This is a genomic window from Microbulbifer maximicatervae (SeqCode) (assembly GCF_052467505.1).
Genome location: NZ_CP174313.1, coordinates 3,303,894 through 3,326,752, shown reverse-complemented (window position 1 = coordinate 3,326,752; position 22,859 = coordinate 3,303,894). Strand labels below are relative to the sequence as shown.

Annotated in this window: 15 protein-coding genes; 4 read left to right on the top strand and 11 right to left on the bottom strand. The window is 51.0% G+C overall.

The window, feature by feature from the left end; translation table 11 throughout:
- Positions 1 to 218: 218 nt before the first annotated feature.
- From ACJJIN_RS14730 to ACJJIN_RS14700, 7 genes are all read right to left on the bottom strand, one after another.
- Positions 219 to 1,529, bottom strand: a complete 1,311-nt coding sequence (locus tag ACJJIN_RS14730) for a YHYH protein (RefSeq protein ID WP_444895228.1) — start codon at positions 1,527 to 1,529, stop codon at positions 219 to 221.
- 203 nt (positions 1,530 to 1,732) lie between these two features.
- Complete coding sequence (locus tag ACJJIN_RS14725; RefSeq protein WP_444895227.1) at positions 1,733 to 3,115, bottom strand: MATE family efflux transporter; 1,383 nt, start codon at positions 3,113 to 3,115, stop codon at positions 1,733 to 1,735.
- Positions 3,116 to 3,238: 123 nt separating this feature from the next.
- Positions 3,239 to 3,715: a ribosomal protein S18-alanine N-acetyltransferase gene (gene rimI / locus ACJJIN_RS14720; protein ID WP_444895226.1), complete on the bottom strand. Its 477-nt coding sequence runs from the start codon at positions 3,713 to 3,715 to the stop codon at positions 3,239 to 3,241.
- A complete protein-coding gene (locus ACJJIN_RS14715) occupies positions 3,712 to 4,500 on the bottom strand; it encodes a uracil-DNA glycosylase family protein (protein ID WP_444895225.1) in 789 nt (262 codons plus the stop codon). Before ACJJIN_RS14715 ends, rimI begins: the two co-directional genes overlap by 4 nt.
- Positions 4,501 to 6,036, bottom strand: a complete 1,536-nt coding sequence (locus tag ACJJIN_RS14710) for a 2-isopropylmalate synthase (RefSeq protein WP_413664345.1) — start codon at positions 6,034 to 6,036, stop codon at positions 4,501 to 4,503.
- A gap of 381 nt (positions 6,037 to 6,417) precedes the next feature.
- Positions 6,418 to 6,897, bottom strand: coding sequence for a MarR family winged helix-turn-helix transcriptional regulator (locus ACJJIN_RS14705; protein ID WP_444895224.1), 480 nt, complete (start codon positions 6,895 to 6,897; stop codon positions 6,418 to 6,420).
- The gene (locus tag ACJJIN_RS14700; protein WP_282934317.1) at positions 6,897 to 7,376 is read right to left on the bottom strand and encodes a glutathione peroxidase; all 480 of its coding nucleotides are present in this window, start codon (positions 7,374 to 7,376) and stop codon (positions 6,897 to 6,899) included. The genes ACJJIN_RS14705 and ACJJIN_RS14700 overlap by 1 nt, the downstream gene beginning before the upstream one ends.
- A gap of 171 nt (positions 7,377 to 7,547) precedes the next feature.
- On the opposite strand from ACJJIN_RS14700, the gene ACJJIN_RS14695 reads away from it, so the two are divergent.
- A complete protein-coding gene (locus ACJJIN_RS14695; RefSeq protein ID WP_444895223.1) occupies positions 7,548 to 9,479 on the top strand; it encodes a cytochrome c/FTR1 family iron permease in 1,932 nt (643 codons plus the stop codon).
- A 49-nt stretch (positions 9,480 to 9,528) separates the two neighbouring features.
- On the opposite strand, the gene ACJJIN_RS14690 is transcribed toward ACJJIN_RS14695, so the two are convergent.
- The 4 genes from ACJJIN_RS14690 to ACJJIN_RS14675 form a co-directional block, all read right to left on the bottom strand.
- Positions 9,529 to 11,352, bottom strand: a complete 1,824-nt coding sequence (locus ACJJIN_RS14690) for an MFS transporter (protein WP_444895222.1) — start codon at positions 11,350 to 11,352, stop codon at positions 9,529 to 9,531.
- A gap of 174 nt (positions 11,353 to 11,526) precedes the next feature.
- Positions 11,527 to 13,413 carry an MFS transporter gene (locus ACJJIN_RS14685; protein WP_444895221.1) on the bottom strand — a complete coding sequence of 629 codons (1,887 nt, stop codon included), beginning with the start codon at positions 13,411 to 13,413 and terminating at the stop codon, positions 11,527 to 11,529.
- Positions 13,414 to 13,582: 169 nt separating this feature from the next.
- On the bottom strand, positions 13,583 to 15,655 hold the full coding sequence (locus tag ACJJIN_RS14680) for a M13 family metallopeptidase (RefSeq protein WP_444895220.1): 2,073 nt from the start codon (positions 15,653 to 15,655) through the stop codon (positions 13,583 to 13,585).
- Positions 15,656 to 15,813: 158 nt separating this feature from the next.
- Positions 15,814 to 17,028, bottom strand: coding sequence for a TonB family protein (locus tag ACJJIN_RS14675; protein ID WP_444895219.1), 1,215 nt, complete (start codon positions 17,026 to 17,028; stop codon positions 15,814 to 15,816).
- A gap of 345 nt (positions 17,029 to 17,373) precedes the next feature.
- Here ACJJIN_RS14675 and ACJJIN_RS14670 point away from each other — a divergent pair, with 345 nt between their 5' ends.
- From ACJJIN_RS14670 to ACJJIN_RS14660, 3 genes are all read left to right on the top strand, one after another.
- Positions 17,374 to 18,084, top strand: coding sequence for a Crp/Fnr family transcriptional regulator (locus tag ACJJIN_RS14670; RefSeq protein ID WP_413664353.1), 711 nt, complete (start codon positions 17,374 to 17,376; stop codon positions 18,082 to 18,084).
- Positions 18,085 to 18,466: 382 nt separating this feature from the next.
- Positions 18,467 to 19,630: an efflux RND transporter periplasmic adaptor subunit gene (locus tag ACJJIN_RS14665; protein WP_413664354.1), complete on the top strand. Its 1,164-nt coding sequence runs from the start codon at positions 18,467 to 18,469 to the stop codon at positions 19,628 to 19,630.
- Entirely contained in the window at positions 19,627 to 22,776 is a 3,150-nt protein-coding gene (locus tag ACJJIN_RS14660) for an efflux RND transporter permease subunit (RefSeq protein WP_444895218.1), read from the top strand. The genes ACJJIN_RS14665 and ACJJIN_RS14660 overlap by 4 nt, the downstream gene beginning before the upstream one ends.
- Positions 22,777 to 22,859 lie beyond the last annotated feature (83 nt).

The following is a 22,859-nucleotide window of genomic DNA, read 5'->3' as shown; positions in this document are numbered from 1 at the left end:
TAAATAAAATATTATTCTTTCGATATTTTTTTGACTAAAAGGTCTAGTAGTTGGCTGGCTGTATTTAGTGAAGCCAGCTACTGAAAGCAGAGGCCTGGATTCTGAGACTGTATTTGGGAGAGTCGCCAGTCTGGAAGCTTTAACCGGTTCCAGGCTGGCGTGGGGCTTTATCAATGATTTATAGGTGATTATAGGTAAGCTGTTTTCTGCTGGCCTAGCTACATTGGCGGTGGTCCAGGGGGAAAACCTCCGCCGACTTCATCGGAGCAAACATTCACAATTGTCTGGTCATCGAGTTTGCCGTAAAAGCGGGGCCCAAAGGTATAGGGGAATGATGGGGTCAGCTGCCCTTCATCATTCAGTTCTACCGTTAGGTGGTAATGATAACCCCGCTCGCTGTCACTGTGCCCATTGTATTGATCCAGATAAGTGCCCTCCTGGTCGGTCAAATTGGAGTCCCAGTAATAGTCTTCGTAAAAAAAACCGCTGGTGGTTTGAAAAAGGTTGCCTGATAGGGACGTAAATGTATCGCTGGTACTGGGGCCGGATTCGGCAAGTGAACTTGTGCCTTGTGACAAATCGTATTCATCTGCCAATAAGCAACTGCGCTCGCCGGCAATCCCGCAGCCGCTAGTAGAGTCGGCATCGTCATAGTCTCTAGTGACCCAACTACTTATTGCAAGAACACCATCGGCCTCCCAAGGGCCATAAATGGGATAGCCATCGGCGGTGAACCCGTAGACGGGAGAGTGGCTATCTCCAGTATCTCCAACCAAGTCTGCCAGGCAATCGCTGTAGAAGTGGTGGTGATAGTCTCCCCGGGCAGCGTGTCCACCACAAATATCAACATCGTACATCTCAGCGACAGGTGCCAAAGTGTGCCAGGTGCCATTCACAGACTGTCCATCGCTCCACTGGTAGATAGAGGTTCCGTTGACCCAATAACCCTGAGGTCCGAGTCCACTCTCACAGTCTTCTTCCGAGACCTCTGGCTCAGTTGGAAAATAGCTGTTGTGGGAAACATTTTCTGGGCAGACCGGGCCCGGCGGCCAAAATCCAAATCCCGCTTCGGCGTAGCAGGTATTGGGATTACTGCTAAAGCCGATATCCTGGCCAAAACTCACGATATCGCCAATTTGTACTGTAGGGCTGCCGTAGACAAAGTCGGTGTTCGCCTTGGGGCGATTGATTAGTTCGTTGTAGATAGCAGTGGTGATTTCAATTTCATAATCCGGGATGCCGGACGCGGTAACTTGAGTGTATTCCTTGCCGTCGACAGTGACCGTTTCGATGCTTTGCACATTGACCAGGACCTGCTCATTACTATTGCTCTCATAGATATAAGGCGCCCGTTCATCGTCGGTATTTAGCACCCAGGGGCTGCTGTCATCGGCAGTATCGTCGTCTGAAGGGGGTGGGTCTGAATCGTCATTGTCACAACCTGTTAAAGGTGTGCAGGCCAGAAAAATTGCCAGTGTGTTGATTAACAGGGTGCGGGTTTGAAGGGGGGAAATCTCCTGAAGCCTCATCGAATCACCATCCATGTTTCGCAGTAAGAGAAGAAGGCGGGCTATGTTGCTGTCTGCCGGGGTTTGGAGGAATTTGAAGTTATCGGCAAAAATGGGAAGTAATGTGTACGCTGCCTGTTAAGGCACTGATTTCCTTGTGTTGTGTTTTTAGGGGTGGTGGATGGATATGGGCCGAATCAGGAGTAATTCGGCCCACAGATCGATCAGTTGGTTGACAGCTCGGGGCTGGTTGTTGTCTCTGCTGTGCGCTGGTGCGTATCGCGGCGCAGCCACCACCAGGAAATAAAGCCGAGAATCAGGTTGGATGCTGCTGTAGCGACAAACAGGCCGGTCATGCCCCACAGGCTGTTCCCAATCCAGGCCAGGGGTAGGTAGAGACCCAGTACCCGCAGGAAAGAAATGACGGTTGCTGGCAGCGGTTTCCCGAGTCCATTGAATGCGGCATTGGCAGACATCACAAAGCCGTACCCGGCATAGCTGAGAGGCACCAGGGTCAGGTAGGCAACAGCGACAGCGAGAACCTCGGTGGAATCACTGAACAGACTTACGATAGGTTCTGCAACAAAGTAGAGAAGCACCGCCAGTCCCGCTCCAAATACCAGGCAGAACCTTGCCAGTACGCTCACGGTTTCCCGCAGGCGATCGGTTTTTTCCGCCCCGGCATTCTGTCCCATAAAGGGGCCGACTACAGAGGAAAGTGCGTAAAACACAATGAGTGCCAGGGGTTCGACTCGGAGTGCGACTCCCAGGCCCGCGACGGCATCTTCGCCGTGCACGGCAACGAGTGCAACGACAACACCTCCCGATACGGGAATAATGACATTGGTGAGCACAGCGGGAAGCCCGACAGCTAACACTTTGCGCCAGGATTCGAGTAGGCCGCTCAGCCGCCATTGTGGGGCTGTCATTAGGTGTTCTTTTTTGATGATGAAGTAAAGTGCAGCAATAAAGCTCAGGGCGCGCACGATAATCGTAGCGATAGCTGCTCCCTGGAGCTCAAGTCGGGGAAAGCCGAAAAGCCCAAAAATCAAAATGGGGTCGAGAATCAGGTTCAGTAGGGCTACCGCCACCATAATACGGCCGGTTACCGCGCTGTTACCAATGGCGCGAAGAGCAGCGAGCGCGACGGTCGGGACAATGACAAAGATGGTTCCCAGATACCAGGGGATCATGTAATCGGCAATAAGCGGAAGCATATCGGGGCCGGCGCCCAGCAGCTCAAATAGAGGGCGCATGGTGGCCAGGCCGACTGCAGTAATCACAACAGCAATCAGCAGTGCCAGTACAGATGCGTCAGTTACCAGGCGGCGAACGTTCTTTATATCCCCTGCGCCGTAAACCCGGGCCACAGCCGAAGAAGTACCTGCGCCGAGACCGATAGCAAAGCTGTTTATGGCCATCACTACCGGGAAGGTGAAACTCATCGCCGCCAGGGGGCCATCGCCCAGCTGGGAGACAAAATAGGTATCGGCGATATTAAAGGACATGGCGGCGAGAATTCCCCAGACCATGGGTAGTGCCAGTCTCTGTAAGTGACTGGAAACTGAACCTTCCAGCAGTGATGGGCTGCTTTTTGATAGAGACATGTATAACTCTTGTCAATCCAACGAGGGGGTTGGGAAGTCGGGAATAGTGTTACAGGGCAGGAGTGGTTGCCTGCCGTTCAAGGCCTTGTCGGTAAGGCGGGAATTCCGAATGAGAGGCTCATTCTACGACTGAGTGTCATTCAGAGCGAGACTCATGAGTACAGCGTCCTCGCGCATGCCGTTTTGCGCGGGGTAATAATTTTTGCGTATCCCGTCTTCAGAGAAACCCAGTTTGCGATAGAGGGAGCGCGCAGCGAGATTGGATACCCGCACCTCGAGCAAAATTCGCTCAACTTCGCTGGGTAATTCCGTTTTCACGCTGTTCAATAATGCCTCGGCGAGGCCCTGTCGGCGTTGCGCTGGGGATACGGCAATGTCCAGGATTTCTGCCTGGTCAAACAGGCTACTGATCACGCAACAGGCGATAATGTCATCGCCTTGGATCAGGACCCAGCAGTAGTGGCCGGCGCTGAGACTCTGCTGGTATTGGGCTTCACTCCACGGATGACTGTGGGCACTTTTTGCCAACTGGGCCAGAGATGCACAGTCGTCGGCATTGGCGGAGCGCAACTGTAGCTCAGTGTAATTTAAGTAGGTCATTCTGCGCGGGTTTCAGTCGGGTAACTAGTGCGCAACAGGTTCCACAGGGGGCGTTTTAGTTCGGGGGCTCGCAGTAGTTGCGAGAGGCTGGGCATACTAATTAAGCGGGCCTTCTGCCATTCGACAACCTGGCTTTCCAATGGGATCGGAGTGCAAAAGTCTTGAGCTTCACTGCCCATCAGCCAGATGGATTTAACCGGCATACGGGAATAAGAGGCCTCCAACCAGCTGGAGAATGTATCGCGAGCCTGTGAGGCGTCTTCGGCAGGACCAAAGCGATTTTCTGTTAAAGGCCATTGCAGGCGCTCCTGTTGCCGGGGGAGCTGGTGCCAGTGCAAGGCGCGGAGAATATTGTTGAACAGGGCTTCCAGGGGAAGCGCTGCACCGGGCTCGTGACTGTCCACGGCCAGGAGTTCCTCCCCAATACGCCAGCAGTTCAAAACAAAAGGTTTAACACTTTGCTGGGGGGGGGCAACAGGAGCCGGTGTCACTGCCACCGTCTCTTGTGGGCGTTTTGTCTGGTCGGTGAGAGCGCTTATTTCATCTAGCACACGGGCGTTGCGCTCCGGACTCTGTACCGGTTGGGTGATTATCTGATCTGCTGAGTGGGGTAGCGGGTTTTGAGCTATTCCACTTGCAACCAGAGGCTGCTGAGTCCCAGCAGCCTCTTCGGCGGGAGGCAGTTCGGCCTGGCGAGGATCGGGTGCGAGCGGCAATACGAATCGGGGCACATAGCTTGGAACTCCAAGTACTGATAAATATTCCGCTCGCTGAAGCTCGTTCACTTATACGCCCTGTTTCTTACTCTCACTGCTGGCGAGCAAGTTTAACGCATCCATATAGGCTTGTGCTGAGGCAATCAGGATATCTGTATCTGCGCCAACGCCGTTGACCAGGCGGCCGTCCTTTTCCAGGCGCACTGTAACGGACCCTTGGGAGTCTGTTCCCTGGGTGACCGCATTCACAGAATACAGTTTTAAGTCGGCGCCGCTGTTTACCAGCTGTTCAATAGCTTTGAAGGTGGCATCTACGGGGCCGCCTCCGCTGGCTTCAGTCTGTCGGGGCTCTCCGTCAATGGTGAGGCTGACAAAGGCCTGGGGGGCTGAGCCGATTTTGGTGCGCACATCCAGGTCACTCAGTTGGAATCGCTCTACCGGTGACTCGCCTCCACTCACCAGAGAGTGCAAATCTTCGTCAAAGATCTCATGTTTCTTGTCGGCTAGGTCTTTAAAGCGGGCAAATACCTGCTGGAATTCTTCGGTATCGGCGAAATCTACCCCCAGCTCTTCGTAGCGGGCGCGAACGGCAGCCCGGCCGGAGTGTTTACCGAGAACCAGGCGGTTTTGACCCCAGCCGACATCTTCTGCGCGCATGATTTCGTAGGTCTCGCGGTGCTTCAGAACACCGTCCTGGTGAATACCGGACTCATGGGCAAAGGCGTTGGCGCCGACAATGGCCTTGTTGGGTTGCACTGGGAATCCGGTAATCGACGACACCATTCTCGAAGTGGGCACGATGTGGCTGGTATCCAGCCCTGTTTCTACCGGGTAGAGATCCTGGCGGGTTTGTACTGCCATAACGATTTCTTCCAGGGAGGCATTACCGGCGCGCTCTCCCAAGCCATTGATGGTGCATTCCACTTGGCGCACACCGTTCATCACGGCCGACAGGGAGTTGGCAACGGCGAGGCCCAGGTCGTTGTGACAGTGGGTCGAAAAGATGGCTTTGTCGGAGTTGGGGACGTTCTCGATAACACGGCGGAACATAGCCCCATACTCTTCCGGTTCCCCGTAACCAACGGTGTCGGGAATATTGATAGTGCCGGCCCCTGCCGCGATAACCGCTTCGATGATGCGATACATAAATTCCGGCTCGGAGCGGCTGCCATCCTCGAGGGAGAATTCCACATCGTCGGTAAAGTTGCGCGCTGTTTGAACCGCTTTCACTGCCTGCTGCAACACCGCTTCCGGTTCCATTTGCAACTTGTATTTCATATGGATTGGAGAAGTGGCAATAAATGTGTGGATACGCGAGGCGTTGGCATTCTTCAGGGCTTCGCCAGCGCGCACGATATCGGCATTGACCGCTCGGGCCAGGCTGCAAACCCGTGATTCGGTAACGGCTTCAGCGACGGCCTTGACCGACTCGAAGTCTCCGGGACTGGCAATCGCGAATCCAGCCTCAATGACATCGACACGCATTCTCTCAAGCATGCGGGCGATACGAATTTTTTCCTCTCTCGTCATAGAGGCGCCAGGACTCTGCTCACCATCGCGCAGAGTGGTATCAAAAATGACTAACTTATCTTTTTTAGTGCTCATTTTCGTTTGTTCTCCTTATTTGCTTTGAGGCTAAACAGGGGGCCTTGCCGCTGTCTATGCATCGCTCAAATAAAGTTTGGAATTCTGTTGGGGGTGGGGGGAGAAAAATTATATGCCGCGCAGGGGCAGTCGTAGCGAGAAAGCTAGGGCAAGAAAAGACTGGCGCTGAGTGATAAATGGAGTCTTCATATACAACAGTTTCCGCATTAGGTCGGATTCAGGGCATTATGAAGCGAAATCAACCGGAAGGTCAATATATATCCTAATATTGGCGCATTATTTTCCGCTTTTGTTATATTCTTTTCTTTTTTGGCTGTTTTTTAGTGTTTATATCCTGGTTTTGAAGGGCTGCCCCACTGAAGGTTTCAATGGGGTTCGCTATCAAGGGGTGGTATCGGTCAATTTATGCAGAAACTGCCACAAGTCTCCGTGTAGTTGCTCTACCTCGCTGCGGCTGATACGGCTGTTGTCCAGCTGTGCTGTCACCCACTCTCTGGCTCTTGGTTTAAGGGCAAGGCCTTCCTCTGTCACAGTGATCAGGGTTATCCGTTCATCCTGATTGCTGCGGCGACGCTTGACCAGGCCGTTTTGCTCCATCCGCTTAAGCAGCGGGGTCAAGGTGCCGGAATCCAGCATCAGCCTCTGCCCCAGTGCACTGACGCTCTGCTCTTCTTCCGATGGCGCCTTGGTGTTGGCCCACTCCCACAGAACCATTAAAACCAGATATTGCGGATAGGTGATCCCCAATTCCTTTAGCATCGGCTGGTAGGCGCGGGTCATGGCTCGGGATGCGGCGTAGAGGGCAAAACATAGCTGGCGGTTCAGTGCCAGCTCGCCGGAATCGTCATCACAGACAATCATCAGAGCATACGCTCGATTTCTGTCTCCAGGGATGCCGGTGCATCCTTTGGCGCGTAGCGTTTAACATTTTCGCCATTCTTACCGATCAAGAACTTAGTGAAATTCCACTTAATGCCCTCGGTTCCCAATAGCCCCGGCGCACGTTTCTTGAGCTCCACAAACAGCGGGTGAGCTTCATCGCCATTGACGTCCAGCTTAGCGTAGACGGGGAAGCTGACTCCAAAGTTCAGTTCACAAAACTCCTGAATTTCCTCATCGCTACCGGGTTCCTGCTTGCCAAATTGATTGCAGGGAAAGCCCAGGACGGTAAATCCACGGTCTTTGTATTTTTTATATAAATCCTCCAGGCCAGCGTATTGCTTGGTGAAGCCACACTTACTGGCCGTGTTAACAACTAGCACCACCTTGTCTTTGTAATCGGCCAGAGTGGTCTTTTGCCCATCAGCGGTTTGCACGGGAATTGAGTAGAGATCGGTCATTGAGAGAGCCTCGACGGTTTGTATTTTGCTAAATTTAGTTGTGCACAATCTTTTTTGCAACCGCTTTATTTGGGAGTAGCCCTTTTGCAGGCTTTATTGTGAGAATGATTACCAATTATATTATGCGCCAGATTGATAAAACCCTTTTGCAATAACAGTAAAGGATTCTCCATGCGCCTCACCTTACACTTGGCCCGCCTGCTAGTGGCGCTACTGGCCATTACGGTTCTACCCGTCCAAGCCCAGGCCTCCGGTCTATCAGAGCAGGAATTGCGCCAGCTGATGCAGATGGCAGAGTACATCGGTGTGGATTATCCGGAAGCGGTGGCAGATGGGGAGATCATTAGTGACGATGAGTTTGCAGAGATGCAGGAGTTCGCCTCGGTACTGATCGATCGCGGCGCACAACTGCAAGAGTCGCCCGAAGCGGCGATGATCCGCACCGAGGCGGATGCGCTGCAAGCGGCGATTCTCCGCAAGGCCAGTGTGCAGGAAGTGCAAGCGCATACCGCCAAGTTGCGTCAGGGGCTACTGTCTATCGCCCCCGCGCTATCTTTGCCCACTGCATTGCTGAATGTGGATGAGAGTCGCGCTATCTACCAGGCGCAGTGTGTTACCTGCCATGGTATCGAGGGTAGAGGGGATGGCCCCTTAGCGGTACAGTTGGAGCCGGCGCCTACAAACTTCTACGAGTTGGAGCGCGCTGAAAATCGCTCCCTGCTGGGCCTTTACGATGCTATCAGTAACGGTATCGATGGCACTGCAATGACCGCCTTCAAAAACCTGAATGAGCAGCAGCGCTGGTCCCTGGCATTTTATGTTGGCGGCCTGGCTTTCCAGGGTGAAGCGGGGGAGGGCGAAGGCGTTGAACCGAGCTTGCAGGATATCGTGATGTACAGCCCCAATGTGCTGCACAGTGATCGCCCGGAACTGTCCGGCGCGGCAGTTGCTTCCCTGCGTGCCGACCCCACACCCTTCTTTGCTGGTGAGGGGAGCCTCGGCACCCAGCCGATTGAGATAGCCCGTGCGCAACTGGAAAAGTCCCTGGTGGCCTACCAGGAAGGTAACTACGATCACGCTCGCACCCTGGCTATTAGTGCCTACCTGGACGGTTTTGAGATGGCGGAGAGTTCTCTGGATTCCCTCGACGCCGATCTGCGTAAAGCCACTGAACGGGAGCTGCTCGGGCTGCGCAGTCAGCTGAATGCCGATAGTAACCCCGATCAAGTCAGGGCTCAGGTACAGGTAATTCTTGAGCAACTGGGGCGCGCCGAATCTTTAATGCAGGAGACAACTCTCTCTGCGGGTGCACTATTTATTGCCAGCTTGGTGATTCTTCTGCGCGAAGGTCTCGAGGCGCTGCTGGTTGTGATTGCACTGACAACGATCCTGGTAAAAACCGGTCGCCGCGATGCGTTGAAATTTGTTCACTTCGGTTGGATCAGCGCCGCGGTCGCAGGTGTTGTTACTTGGGTTGCCGCACAGAGTTTGGTTTCCATCAGTGGCGCCAGCCGGGAAGTTATGGAAGGGGTCGCAGCGCTTCTGGCCGCAGTTGTGCTCTTCTATGTGGGTTTCTGGATGCACAGTAAGACCCAGGCGGATCAGTGGCAGCAATATATCCAGAACAGCATCAACCGCAGCCTTAGCGCTGGCGCCCTGTGGGGCATCGCCGGTCTCGCATTTGTTGCTGTGTACCGCGAAATTTTTGAAACCATCCTGTTCTACCAGGCCCTATTGGTGCAAACAGCTTCCAGTCAGTACAGCGCCCTATGGGGTGGCCTCGCTGCCGGTGCGATATTGCTGGTTGTGTTGGGCGTTGCCTTTGTGCGCTTCTCTGCTCGCTTGCCTATAGGCAAGTTCTTCTCCATGACAACCTATTTACTGTTGGCGTTGTCATTTGTTCTTGCGGGCAAGGCAGTCGCGGCACTGCAAGAAGCGGCGTGGATTGCGATTTCTCCGCTGCCGGTAAATCTCAGCTTTGACTGGTTGGGTATCTACCCGACTTGGCAAGGTGTTGGTATTCAGGGGGCAATACTGGTTGTCGCTCTGTGGTTGCTACTGAAAGGCAGCCGCTCAGATTCCAGTTCCGCTAAAGCGGCCTAAATGGCTTTTGGGTACCCGCAACTCTGTGGGTACCCTATTCTGCCTCTCTTTATTCGGCACCCTTCAGGTTATCGGATAGCAGTTCTGGAGAAATTTCTGCAAGCGGTATTGGGCTGCCAACCCGTACTATTGTCTTTAGGTTTCGTTTATAGCTAAACGAACCTTGGATCGATAGAGGGATAAATGGCAATGATGCGCCTTGAAAACTCTCCTTGAGCAGCGTGACAAGCTCCGTAATTTCTTTCCTGCTGTTTTCTTCAATCAGGATGCACAGAAGATCCCTGTTTGCCTCTGCCTCATGAATCGCATTGTGCTTTTTCTTGAGCTCTGAAGCTTCGATTTCATAGTAGTTTTTGGGGAAATAGTCACTTTTGCGTAAAAGTGCGTGAAGCCTAGGGCTGTTAGTAATGGCGTCGCTGGGGATAAAGCGAACCTTGCGTTGCGTTGCCCCGCTAACAATAAATGGGGTTAGCAGGTTAGAGTAGCGGGCAACTAGAAGTGCTGAACCTTCGCTAGGGATTTGCTCAGTCCCCTCGTATTTCGTGCGCCTGGGCAGGATATAGGTAAGCCAAGAAAGGGTGTCAAATAACATTTCCGGCATTCGAAAAAGCAGGAGTACTAAAAGAGCGAAATTTAGTACGGCCAGCAGGGTAAATACCTGGGGAATTGTCATTCCCACAGGCCCGAGTAGCCCAATAATAGAAAAAGATATAATGACTACAAATACGGCATTAAGGACATTATTTACAGAGATAACCTGCGCGCGAATTTGCTCTGCTGTCCTTTCCTGAATAATGGTGTATAGCGGTACGATAAAAATACCGCCGGCAACGCCAATGAAAGTCGTGATAAATAAAATGGTCAGTCCACCATCACTCTGTAGGAATTGGCTAAGGGATGCGTTGGAGAGCATCTGATAGTTTCCCGATAGGATGCCCAACCAAAGTCCCGCCACCGTCATTCCCAGCCCGCCGGCTGCCACCAAGCCCAGTTCAATACGACCGCGAGATAAGCTTTCACACATTAGTGAGCCTGTAGCAACGCCAACAGTTAGGCAGCAGAGTAGTATCGTGATTATTGGTTCACTGGCGCCAAGCACATTTCTGACAAAACTGGGAACCTGGGTTAGGTATGCGGTGCTAAATAACCAGAACCAGGAGTTTGCAATAATTGCGTAAAAAACGGTGGGTGTTTTGATTACTTCCCGCATAATTTTCAGCGTTTGGCTGATAGGGTTCCAATCTATTTTTAAATTGGGGGCGGAGGATGGAGCGGGAGGGATTGCCCTACTTGCGAGATAGCCTAGTACGGCGACAGTGACCATCACCAAGCTTAGATATAAAAGCCCTGGTTTTCCCTGGCCCACATCACCGGCTAGGAGGGTGCCGACAATTGTTCCAACCAGTAATCCGAAAAAGGATGCAACCTGGGCTAAACCATTTCCTCCAAGTAATTCTGATTGCTTTAGATGCTGCGGTAAGATGGCATATCGGACAGGGCTAAAGAAAGCTGTGTGGGTGGCAAAAAGTATTAATACGATAAAACTTAAAACTCGGTCATCAGTGAGTAGTGCAATGGCCCCGAGGATACTGATTAGTATTTCGGCGGCTTTAATAATTCTTATGACTCGACCCTTTTCATACTTGTCAGCCAATTGTCCAGCGGCGAGTGAAAATAGAAAATACGGTATGACATAGAGGCTACTGGCGAGATTAATCAGTGTATTGGCTTCTGCTTTGGCCAAATGAAATGCCAGTATGACTAGCAGGGAGTTTTTAAACAGGCTGTCATTAAAAACACTGCCTAACAGTGAGAGAAACAGTGGCGTAAAGCGGCGACTGGCGAGGAGCTTGAACTGGTTGCTTTGAGACATGGTTAAGCCTTCGTCCCTGTGCCGCCCTTAGCAGCTATGTATTTATATTCCCGCTATCAGAATAGGTGATCGGAATGATTTAAGGAGGGGGCTGGTGTCGTGGGGCAGGAGAAGAATTTATGTGCCTACCAGTGAAGTAGGCACATATCCTTGTCGGTTAAGAAAAAGGGGAGGCTAACGCTTCTCTCCGCGCAGGCCCAGCACCTGGCGGTATAGAGCCTCTGCCTTGGCACCGGCTGCTTCGACAGGCCTGCCGGCAACGACGCTCACCCGCGACCAAAAACGCTTAGGCAATGTAGTGAAGGCATGACCATCTTTGTGGCTGAAAAAGCTACCCCAGAGACCTTGGAGGGCCATAGGAATTACAGGGACGGGGGTTCTCTCCAGAATTTTTTCTATGCCGGCTTTAAATGGCTGTAGTTCTCCGTCTTTAGTTAACTGACCTTCGGGGAATATACAGAGAAGATCTCCATCTTTTAGCCCTTCCTCAATGGCTTGAAAAGCCTGTTCATAGCCTTCAGGGTCTTTCTGCTTGGAGCAAATTGGAATTGCCCGGCCTGTTTTGAAGACGAAGTGCAAAATTGGAATTTCATAAATGGGCTTGTACATAATAAAGCGGATAGGACGGCGGACAGCGCCGGCGAGTAATAGTGCGTCGACATAACTCACATGATTACAAGCGATTAGGGCTGGTCCCTCTGTGGGTATCTGTTCAAGCCCTTGGTGCTTTACCCGGTACATGGTGTGGGAAAGGGCCCAGATCAAAAAGCGCATAGCAAATTCTGGCACTTTGGCGAACACAAAAATGGCGACCGCCGCATTCATAAGTGCAATAACAAGAAAGAACTGCGGTATGGTCGCGTCCAGCATATTGAGGAATAGAATTCCAAGTAGCGCTGAAGCCACCATAAAGAGGGCGTTCAAAATATTGTTTACGGAGATAATTTGTGCACGAATTGCCGGGTCGGATCGATCCTGGATCATGGTGTACAGAGGAACGATGTAAAGACCCCCAAACATCCCCAGTAGTACCAGACAACTGAGAAGAGAGTATGCACCATCGGTACTTAGAAATGCGGTAAAGCTGGCTTCATGGAGTTCTGCAAAGTTTCCCCCGACAATACCCAGGGCGATACCACTTATGGTGAGTCCAGCCGCGCCAACAGGCACCAGGCCAAGTTCAATAAATCCACTGGAGAGGCGCTCGCAGATCAAGGACCCAATGGCAATACCAATGGTAAAACTGCACAGTAGCAATGTAACCACTGATTCACTGCCACCTAGGACATTCTTGGTAAAACTGGGAATTTGTGTCAGATAGGCCGCCCCCATTAACCAAAACCAAGATATACCAATAATGGAGTAGAAAATTGAGGGAGTACTCGCGCTGGCACGGAGTATTTTATGGGTTTGAGTAATGGGGTTAGGGTTTATTTTTAGATTGGGTGTGGGGGCTGGCGCTGCGGGGATTGAGCGGCTAGCTAGATATCCCAGGGTAGCTGCACCCATAATTACCAGGCCTAAGTAGAGAATTCCCTGTTGCCCATGGCCTGTGAGGCCTGCGAGTAGGCTACCGACAATTGTTCCCGTTAAAATGGCCACAAATGTCCCCATTTCCACCAGAGCATTACCCCCTATCAGTTCGGAACGCTTTAAGTGTTGAGGGATGATCGCGTACTTCACCGGGCCAAAAAAGGCGGACTGTATGCCCAAGAGAAAGAGCACAGTTAAACAGAGTGCGTTGCTTCCGCTAAAAAGGGCGAAAACACCTAGTGCACCGATAGCGATCTCTCCTAGCTTAATCCAGCGTATTAATCTCCCCTTGTCGTATTTGTCCGCGATCTGGCCGGCGGAGGCAGAAAATAAGAAAAAGGGAAGAATAAACAAGCCAGCAGCCAGGTTAATTAGTGCGTTTGCTTCACTTTCCACCAGGCGAAAGGCGATCATGACAATTAGGGCGTTTTTATAAACATTGTCATTGAAGGCGCCCAGGAATTGGGTGCTGAAGAACGGCAAAAAGCGGCGGCTAGTGAGAAGATGAAACTGAGACTGGTTAGCCATTGGCAACTCTCTTCTTATTTAAGTGAGCTAATGGTAAGTCATACTGCCGACGGGAGGTATCCCCGTGATAGAGGGTAAATTGGTACGCTAGATTAGGGGTTGTTGGGGGAGAGGTAGAATTGGTTGAAGGGAAACCCGGCCGCGTGGGCGGCCAGGTGACGGTACCGGTTTACCAGACAGTTACCCTTTCCTCTTCAGGCAGGTACATACCGTCGCCTTCCTTAATATCGAATGCTTCGTAGAAGGCATCGATATTTGGTAGTACGCCTTTCACACGATATTCAGCGGGAGAGTGACTATCTACCTTCAAACGTCCACTGAGGGCTTTATCGCGCATCTTGCTGCGCCACACCTGAGCCCAGCCCATAAACACCCTCTGATCGCCGGTAAAGCCGTCAATAACAGGTGCCTCTTCTCCATCTAGAGACATTTTATAAGCTTTATAGGCAATTCCCAGGCCTGATAAATCGCCGATATTCTCGCCCAGGGTCAGCTCGCCGTTGATGTGTTCACCCTCAAGCGGCTCGTAGGCGTTGTACTGGGATACGAGCTTGCTGGTCAGCTGCTCAAAATTGTTACGGTCGGAGTCGGTCCACCAGTTGTTGAGGTAGCCGCGCCCATCAAATTTACTGCCTTTGTCATCGAATCCGTGCCCAATCTCGTGGCCGATTACACCGCCGATACCGCCGTAGTTGACTGCATCATCCGCATTCATATTAAAGAATGGTGGTTGCAGAATCGCTGCAGGGAATACGATTTCATTCATGGCTGGGTTGTAGTAAGCATTCACCGTCTGTGGGCTCATGCCCCACTCATCGCGATCAATCGGCTTACCCAGCTTATTGCGATCGTAAGAGGACTCAAACAAGTTGGCTGCCAGAACGTTGCCAATCAGGTCGTCGGATTTAACCGTCAAGTTACTATAGTCACGCCACTTGTCTGGGTAGCCGATTTTGGTGGAAAAATTGCTTAGCTTAAACAGAGCCTGCTTTTTGGTATCTTCGCCCATCCACTCGAGGGATTCGATGGATTCCCGGTAGGCGGCCTTCAGATTGTCCACAAGTACAACCATTCGCTCTTTAGCTTCGGGCGGGAAGTGCTTTTCTACGTAGCGCTTACCGACCAGCTCGCCTACAGAACCATTGACAAATTGCACGCCGCGCTTCCAGCGGGGTTCCATCTGTTCGATACCGTGAACAGTGGTGCCGTAGAAGTCGAAGCGCAGTTGTGCGATTTCGTCATGCAAGTAGGGCGCCATTGCATTAAGCACTTTGACCTTCAGGTAGCGCTTCCAGGTTGCCAGCTCAGTATTGGCAATAATCTCATTGGCCGCTTCCAGGTATTCAGGCTGGCCGACAATAAAACTATCTGCCTCCTTCAATTGGGCTTTGGCTAGGTAGCTGTCCCAATCTACAACGGGCATTAGCTCTTTAAGTTCTGCAACAGTTTTCTTGTTGTAGTACTTTTCCGGGTCCCGGTTATCAACGCGGCTGCGATGGTGTTTTGCCAAATTCTCCTCAAGTTTGAAGATCTTGTTGGCAAAGTCGTCAGCCTCTTTAAGTCCTGCGAGGTCTTGAAGATCAGTGAGGTAGGTTACATAGGCTTCGCGGAGTTTCTTACTCTTCTCAGTGTCCTCGAAGTAGTAGTCACGATCAGGGAGTCCAAGGCCTGCCTGCCACAGGAAAGTCATGTAGTTTTCTACTTGCTTCAGGTCCTGCCAGATGCTTCCGCCAAATGGTACATCGTAGCCGACGGTATCCGCATAGGCGAAGAAATCGGTAAGATCCTTGCGGTTCTTAATTGCATCGACTTTGGCGAGTTCGCCGGAAACAGCTGAGAGTCCTTTTTTCTCGATCAGCTTTTTATCCATAAAGCTGTTGTAGAGATCTCCAATTTGCTTGGCATCGGCGCTATCGGCGCTCTTGGCTCCTTGGCTGGCTTCCATAATCAGAGCTTTGACTTGCTTGGTACTTTGATCTCTCAGAATAGAGAAACCACCCCAGCGGGACTTGTCCGCAGGGATTTCAGTATTCTTCAGCCAAGTGCCGTTTACATAAGCAAAGAAGTCGTCTTGAGGCCGTACACTGGTATCCATAGCGCCCAGGTCGATACCCGAGGAAAGCTGAACCTGCTCAGCGGTAGCTTTACTACCGGTGGAGTGGTCGTGAGCGACAGCAAACAGAGGGAACTGGGCTCCCGCCAGAGTACCGGCAATAGCGAGTGGTAATAGTAACTTTTTCATTTTTGCTCTTTTGGCTGAATATCCGCCGAGCATACTAAAAGCAGGGGGTGAGCTGGGGCAAGAGGGCTGCGTTTAGCTGGGGAAGAGGTGCGTTGGATTGAGCCTAGTAAAAAGCCCCGCAATGCGGGGCTCTAAAACGCTAGTTTTAATCTTTTTGCTCAATCGGGGAGACGGAAGGTGATAGGAATAGAAAAATTATAAGTATCCGTACTCAGTTGCGAAGGAACCCCCGGGTACGGGTCAGCTCTGTGAACGGCTGCTTGGGCTTCACGGTTAAGGCTCGAGAAGCGGGATTCTTGGATTGGCTGAATCTCTAATACTTCCCCTTGGGAATTAATGGTCACATTTAGACGGACACTGCCTTCTTGTCCACGCCCCTGTGCCCGCTTAGGGTAGCGAATATAGCGGTAGGTGTGACGAAGTAAACTGGAATGGTAAATCTGGCGTGCCAGGATCATATCCGCCGTCAGGGGGGCTTCCTCTTCTTCCTCTAACATGTCGGCTGCACCTTCGGCCAGTATTGGCCCATCCTCAGGAGGGACCGTAATCAATTCAATCTCTTCTTCGGCCAGCGCTGATGCAGATTCCTCTGATTGTGAAGCTACCTCAGAGCCCTCTTGAATTACACCTGCGTCTGGGGAAATTGCTGCGGCAGGGACCGTTTCTGCCAGGGCTAGGGTGAGTGGGGGTAGGTCGGCAATCTCAATGGCGGGTGTAGGAAGTGGTTTTTCCGTAGGCGCCTCCTCCGCAGTGACAGCCTCTTCCTGGTTTATTTGCTTCAGTTGCAGGTCTGCAATTCGTTCACTAGTTGGTGTCAGAGATTCGAATGTGGTAATCAAGTTGCCTGATACCTGGCCGGCGGAGAGTAATCCGTCTTTGAAGTCGCTGGAAGGGGGAACTGAGCCAATCCAGGCTCGCAGCAGGGTATTGAAAAAATTAGGGTCGGCAATCTCACCTAACCGGATGCTGTTGAGGTATATGGTGGTCGAGCCTGTATCTGCCGCAAACTCCGCACTCAATTGATCGCCGTTAACAAAGCGCCCCTTAAACATGTTGGCAAAGGTCACCATGTTTTCTGCCTGACTGCTGAGCGTATCTCCGCGGTTGTTAATCGCAATGGCTTCCATCCATTGATTGCGGAATCGGCGTGCGGGAAGGCTATTTGTGATAATACGAATTTCCAACCGCCGGGGAATGTTGTTATCGAGCAGTGTACTGGAATCCCGGGTCAAGTTTTCCGAGTAGATCGCAGCGATATAAATGTCTTTATTAAATTGTTTTTCTAATGCAAGACCGTTTAAAAGTGGTGCAGCTTTCGCAGTGAGAGCAAATGTAAACACCCAAAAAGAGAGGACAATTTTTATCGATTTCATTGTTCTACGGTGTCTCAGTAGCAGGAGCAAAATGTTCCGCTAAGTAAGAATTCAGGGGCCCCAACCCCAATGCACACAAGTCAGATTAAAAAGTGCGCGCCCAAAGCTTGTGAGAGTACAATGTACTACTCACTACACCTAACTCTACTGTAACTGGAACGGAGTTCAAGCCTGATAAGGTCAGACTGTCCTCATTCGCCCAAGATAAAGGGTTGGTAAGGAAACGATTGTCACACTTAGAAACAGGTGTGCTAGGTCGATATCGTTTAGAATGGCACTTTGCAGAGTGGCTTAGGCCACTCTTTTCAGGAAAATGGAATAGTTTTCACTAAATTTGAATTGTGCATGGAAATTAAACCTCTTAGCGAGTATCCACGGGATGCTGTGGATCGCCTTCTCAATGTCATCCATCTATTTCGGGATATTCGTGCCTCGAGTGAGTGGCAATACGATGTATTGCTAAAGCGCTCCCGGTTGGTCAGCCTTCAGTCGGGTGAGCAGCTGCTGCGTGCAGGGGATGTGGATCAATGGGTCTACTTCTTGTTACGCGGTGAGTTACATGTGAAGGTGAACAGTCCCGCAGCTGAGGAGGCTCCGGGAAATGAACGTCCTTTGGCGGTAATACGTCCAGGTGAGTTATTTGGTGATTTGTCGATGCTATTGGCGGAGCCCCGCAGTGCCGATGTATTTGCCGCGAATAATAGCCAGGATACTCAGGTTCTAGGCGTTGATTGTACGCTGTTTGGTGACCTGGAAGACTTATCACTTTTACAGTTGCCGGCAAAACTGGTTTTCTATCGCAATATGGTGCATTCATTGCGTTGGAAACTGGAGGTCTATAGGTCCAAGTATCCGGGGCATCAGTTGGCGAATAGCCATAGAAAGCTGAAACTTTATACGGGACCAAAAAATAGCCGGGAAGAGTTAATTGCCTTAGCGGAACAGGCGAAAGCTTTGGCTCAAATTCTGCTCGACTGGAATGCGGAGTTTGGTTCTGGTGAGCTGGTTGATGATGAATCCGACATGCTTGGATTTCTGGAATCTATGCTGTCGTAGAGATTTCCCGTTCAAACCAAGGGCGAGAGAATTATTTCCTCGCTCCTGACCGCTCTCCCTCCTCTTTGTACTTATTTTTATTGGCACATGTGTACACCTTTCTTAAGGGGGGACTATCTGCTGATTCCAGTCTAAATTTGTAGATCACTCGTATATTTCATTTGCCCGACATTAAGCACGTATTTATTGACAGAATTCGAGTAGGACACAGCGGAGCTTTTTATAAGTCGCTGTGATTGTGTAAAAATCGCTTCGCTTCAGTTGTTATCGCAGATCCCTTCGATTGGATTTAAGACCCCTTTTGCGATGGCGCATCATTGCCCAACAGGTTTAGTAAGTTATGAATGTATTGGCATCAATCTGGTCAAGGCGCAATTACCGAATGGCAATTATTGTTTCGGTGATCGCTATTTTATGGCTGCTGAGTGGGCAGTTATTCTCCGATGCAGAGGATGAGCAGTCAGAATCTAAAGAGGTAACTGCCAAGAAGCCAGAGCCTGAATTGCGAATTCAAGCCCAAATCATTGAGTCCAGCCCATACGCCACTCAGATACTAGTGAATGGGCGCACTGAGGCTAACCGGCATGTACGTTTGCGCGCTGAACTGGATGGCATTATTGCTGCACTCCCAGTTGCGGAAGGGCAGACAGTTAGACAAGGGGATGTCATTTGCGAAATCGAGGCTGAAGATCGTATTGAGCAACTGGCATTAGCTGAAGCGGCAAAACGCAAAGCAGAAATAGACTTTGCCGGTGCCGAGAAACTTAAGAAAAAAGGACTGCAGTCGGATACCGCAATGGCCCAGCAGCAAGTTGAGCTTGCCCGAACCAAGGCGGAGTACACACGTGCCAAAGTGACGGTAGAGAAACTGCAAATTCGTGCACCATTTGCTGGAGTAGTGAATAGCCGAGCGGTGGAGCTGGGAGATTTTATTCGCCGGGGAGAGGAATGCGCGACCATTCTTGACTTGGATCCCATCTTAATTGTTGGCGAAGTTTCAGAGGATCAAGTGGGGAGCCTTGTTGAGGGCGGGCCGGCGAGAGCCCAATTACAAAGAGGACTGTTAGTAGACGGATACCTTCGTTATATCAGTCAACAGGCGCAGGAAATTACTCGGGCTTACCGAGTGGAGGTAGCAGTAGATAATCCAGGTAATCAACTTCCCGGAGGCTTGAGTGGTCAGCTGGTCCTCCCGACCGGTGAAATTACGGCCCACCATATTAATGCATCTCTACTCACGCTGGATGATAGCGGTGAATTGGGGGTGCGGACTCTCAATGATAAAAACCGAGTGCAATTTATCAATGTTTCACTGGTTGGGGATGGTGATGGCGGGGTCTGGGTTTCTGGACTGCCCGACACAGTGACTCTGATTACTGTGGGACAAGAATATGTCACTACGGGAGATTTGGTTCGTGCAGAAATACTGAAAACTGGGGAGGAGTTTTCCCGGGAGAACCAAGCGAAGGAAGCTTCCCCAGTAGATTCCGCAGAGGTGACTCCGGTATCCGAAACTTCAGTGATTCCCGAGGGGGATTCGCGATGAAGCTGTTGGAAAGCGCTATTCAAAGAAATCGCAGTACAATATGCCTGATGCTGCTGATCGTTTTAATTGGCATAGTTGCTCGCGCAGCGATGACAATTGAATCAAGCCCTGAGGTGAACCCTCCATTTGTAATTGTACAGGTCACTCACGAGGGAATTTCCCCAGAGGATGGTGTACGCCTGTTGGTCCGCCCTCTGGAGAAGGAAATTCGTGCGGTAGAAGGGGTTGTCGAGGTGATTGCTGTCGCCCGGGAATCCCTTGCATATATCGTGATTGAATTTGACTCTGCCATTGGTGTAGATGATGCCGTCGATGATATTCGCAATGCTGTAGAGCGGGCCAGGGCTGAGCTGCCCCGGGATGCCGACGAGCCCACTGTGGAGGAAGTATCCGCTCAACCTTTCCCTACCATCGTCGTTACCCTATCCGGCGAGCAAGTGAATGAACGGGTTTTACTGCGCTCGGCTGAATTGCTTAAGCGGAAGATAGAGAGTATCCCTGAGGTGCTAGGTGCAGATCTCCACGGTAATAGGGAGGAGGTTGTTGAGGCAGTGATTGATCCGGTGCGACTGGAGCACTATCAAATCACCAGTGCGGAGTTAATCAACGCGGTATTGGGGAACAATCTGTTAATTCCTGCAGGGGAGCTGGAAACCAATCGGGGCCGTTTTTCAGTGAAAGTCCCTGGGTTGATTGAGACCGCTCAGGATGTTTATGAAATTCCGCTCAAGAAGTCACGCGATGGAGTTGTGACCTTGGGTGCTGTTACAGATATTCGCAGAACCTTCAAAGATGCAGTGAGCTACACCAGTATCAATGGTCGCCCGGGGCTCGCTATTAATGTTGAAAAGCGCAACGATGCCAGCTCTGTCGATGTTGCGGATCGAGTCCGGGAAGTGGTTCAGGCTGAATTTGGTGTTTTGCCACAGGGAATTACGGTTGAGTTTGTTTTTGACCAATCTGATTTCGCACGGGATATGGTCAGTGAGATGCAGGGAAACATCCTGACCGCGATGCTACTGGTAATGATTATTGTCGTTGCCGCGCTCGGCTTTCGCTCGGGAATTCTGGTGGGACTGGGAGTGCCCTTCTCTTTGCTGTTTGGTTCCATCATCACCTGGTATCTGGGTTATTCGTTTAACTTTATGGTGATGTTCGGAATGTTGCTGGCCCTCGGTATGTTAATTGATGGTTCCATTGTGATTACCGAGTTTGCCGATCGGAAAATGGCTGAAGGCTTGTCAGCAAGGGAGTCATATATTGCATCAGTCAGTCGGATGTTCTGGCCGGTAGTTGCCTCAACGGCGACTACCCTTGCAGCATTTTTGCCGATTATGCTGTGGCCTGGAGTGGTGGGAGACTTCATGCGTTACCTGCCCGTTACAGTATTTGCAGTATTGGCGGGGTCACTCTTGTACGCCCTGTTTTTTGCTCCTGTGTTGGGTTCACTGTTTGGCAAAAGCGCAATGGATGCCTCTACTCGTAACTACCTGAGCCAGTTAGAGGATGGGTTACCTCGAGCCCTGCCTGGAATTACCGGCTGGTATGCGCGTATTCTTGAGAAGGTTCTGCAGCGCCCATTGGGTGGGTTCTTAACCACTATTGCCATTCTGGTTGCCATCTTTATTGGCTTTGTCAATTTTGGTGCGGGTGTTGAATTTTTCACGGATACAGAAGAGCAATACGGTAATGTAGAAATTAGGGCCCAGGGCAATTTGTCCATGGAGGAGAAAAAAGCCCTGGTGGTGCAAGTGGAAAGAGCCGTGCTTAGTGTGCCTGAGGTCCGAATAGCTCACACTACTATTGGTTCTGGCGGAATTTCTGGAAATTCTGATCGTTCCCCAGATCAAATCGCCAATATGTTAGTGGAGCTTTATCCCGCAGAGGAACGCGAGCGACGGAGCCGCGACATTTTTGCCGATATCCGTTCCCGCACCTCAGATTTTGCCGGAATTAAAGTAACCGCAAATGTAATGGAGGGAGGACCGCCGGTAGGCAAGGATATTGTTCTGGAGTTGCGCAGTCAGAACTATGAGCAGCTACTGCTGGAAACCTGGCGACTACACCGTGCAATGGAGGAAATTGGCGGGTTGCGAGATATTGTAAACACCGCGCCACTACCTGGCATCGAGTGGGAAGTGAAAGTCGATCGAGCCAAGGCTGCCCTATATGGTGCCGATCTAACTGAAGTTGGCAGGGCGGTGCAGTTGGTTACCAATGGCGTCCGGGTTGCAGAATATCGACCCGATGATACGGATGAAGAAGTAGATATACGTATCAGGTACCCCAGAAGTGCCAGAGGCATAGCCGCGCTCGATCAGCTAAAAGTTAATACCGTGCAAGGTACCGTTCCGATTAGCAGTTTTGTGCACACAGAAGCCATGCCCAAGGTCGATAAGATTGAGCGAATCGACGGAATTACTCGCATGCAAATCAAGGCTGATGCGCAAGAGGGGATTCTGCCGGATGACAAAGTGAAGGAAATAAGGAAGTGGTTGCAGAGTAATCCGGTGGATAACCGGGTTGAGCTGCTATTCCGTGGGGCGGATGAGGAGCAGAATGAGTCTTTTCAATTCCTCGGCATAGCCTTCCTCCTGGCTCTGTTTTTAATGTTTATCCTGTTAGTAACACAGTTCAACAGCTTCTATCAGTCTTTATTAGTACTTTCATCTGTGATTATGTCCACTTTGGGGGTGATGTTTGGTCTGCTAATAACACAAAGCACCTTCAGTGTGATTATGACTGGAGTGGGGATTGTGGCGCTGGCTGGAATCGTGGTGAACAATAATATTGTACTGATAGATACCTATAATTTCGTGCGTAAGAATGAGCCGAGCCTGACACCAACGGAAGCAGCAGTAAAGGCATCGACACAGAGGCTGAGACCGGTCTTTTTGACAACGGCAACAACTATCCTCGGGTTGTTGCCCCTGGCGCTAGGCGTCAGTGTGGATATGGTCGGACGCAATATTGTTGTCGATGGAGTGATAGCCTCTTTTTGGGTGAAGCTAGCCAGTGCAATTGTTTACGGGCTTACCTTTTCCACTTTGCTGACGTTATTGGTTACACCCATTATGTTAGTACTACCGGGCCGCTCCAAGAAGAGGGGTAATCCAGAGGGGGTTATTGAGTCGGTAACGAGTTAGTGACGGCTATATAAGTACTGTAATCATACTTAGTGATCACAAAATTCGGGGGCTTAGGCCCCCGTTTTTATAGCAGGGAATTT

Excerpts from the sequence above, each read along its gene's own strand:
- ACJJIN_RS14725 (WP_444895227.1), bottom strand. The coding sequence starts at position 3,115 with ATGTCTCTATCAAAAAGCAGCCCATCACTGCTGGAAGGTTCAGTTTCC.
- ACJJIN_RS14675 (WP_444895219.1), bottom strand. The coding sequence starts at position 17,028 with ATGAAATCGATAAAAATTGTCCTCTCTTTTTGGGTGTTTACATTTGCT.
- ACJJIN_RS14670 (WP_413664353.1), top strand. The coding sequence starts at position 17,374 with ATGGAAATTAAACCTCTTAGCGAGTATCCACGGGATGCTGTGGATCGC.
- ACJJIN_RS14695 (WP_444895223.1), top strand. The coding sequence starts at position 7,548 with ATGCGCCTCACCTTACACTTGGCCCGCCTGCTAGTGGCGCTACTGGCC.
- ACJJIN_RS14660 (WP_444895218.1), top strand. The coding sequence starts at position 19,627 with ATGAAGCTGTTGGAAAGCGCTATTCAAAGAAATCGCAGTACAATATGC.
- ACJJIN_RS14690 (WP_444895222.1), bottom strand. The coding sequence starts at position 11,352 with ATGTCTCAAAGCAACCAGTTCAAGCTCCTCGCCAGTCGCCGCTTTACG.
- ACJJIN_RS14700 (WP_282934317.1), bottom strand. The coding sequence starts at position 7,376 with ATGACCGATCTCTACTCAATTCCCGTGCAAACCGCTGATGGGCAAAAG.
- ACJJIN_RS14730 (WP_444895228.1), bottom strand. The coding sequence starts at position 1,529 with ATGAGGCTTCAGGAGATTTCCCCCCTTCAAACCCGCACCCTGTTAATC.
- ACJJIN_RS14685 (WP_444895221.1), bottom strand. The coding sequence starts at position 13,413 with ATGGCTAACCAGTCTCAGTTTCATCTTCTCACTAGCCGCCGCTTTTTG.
- ACJJIN_RS14705 (WP_444895224.1), bottom strand. The coding sequence starts at position 6,897 with ATGATTGTCTGTGATGACGATTCCGGCGAGCTGGCACTGAACCGCCAG.
- ACJJIN_RS14665 (WP_413664354.1), top strand. The coding sequence starts at position 18,467 with ATGGCAATTATTGTTTCGGTGATCGCTATTTTATGGCTGCTGAGTGGG.
- ACJJIN_RS14710 (WP_413664345.1), bottom strand. The coding sequence starts at position 6,036 with ATGAGCACTAAAAAAGATAAGTTAGTCATTTTTGATACCACTCTGCGC.
- ACJJIN_RS14680 (WP_444895220.1), bottom strand. The coding sequence starts at position 15,655 with ATGAAAAAGTTACTATTACCACTCGCTATTGCCGGTACTCTGGCGGGA.
- rimI (WP_444895226.1), bottom strand. The coding sequence starts at position 3,715 with ATGACCTACTTAAATTACACTGAGCTACAGTTGCGCTCCGCCAATGCC.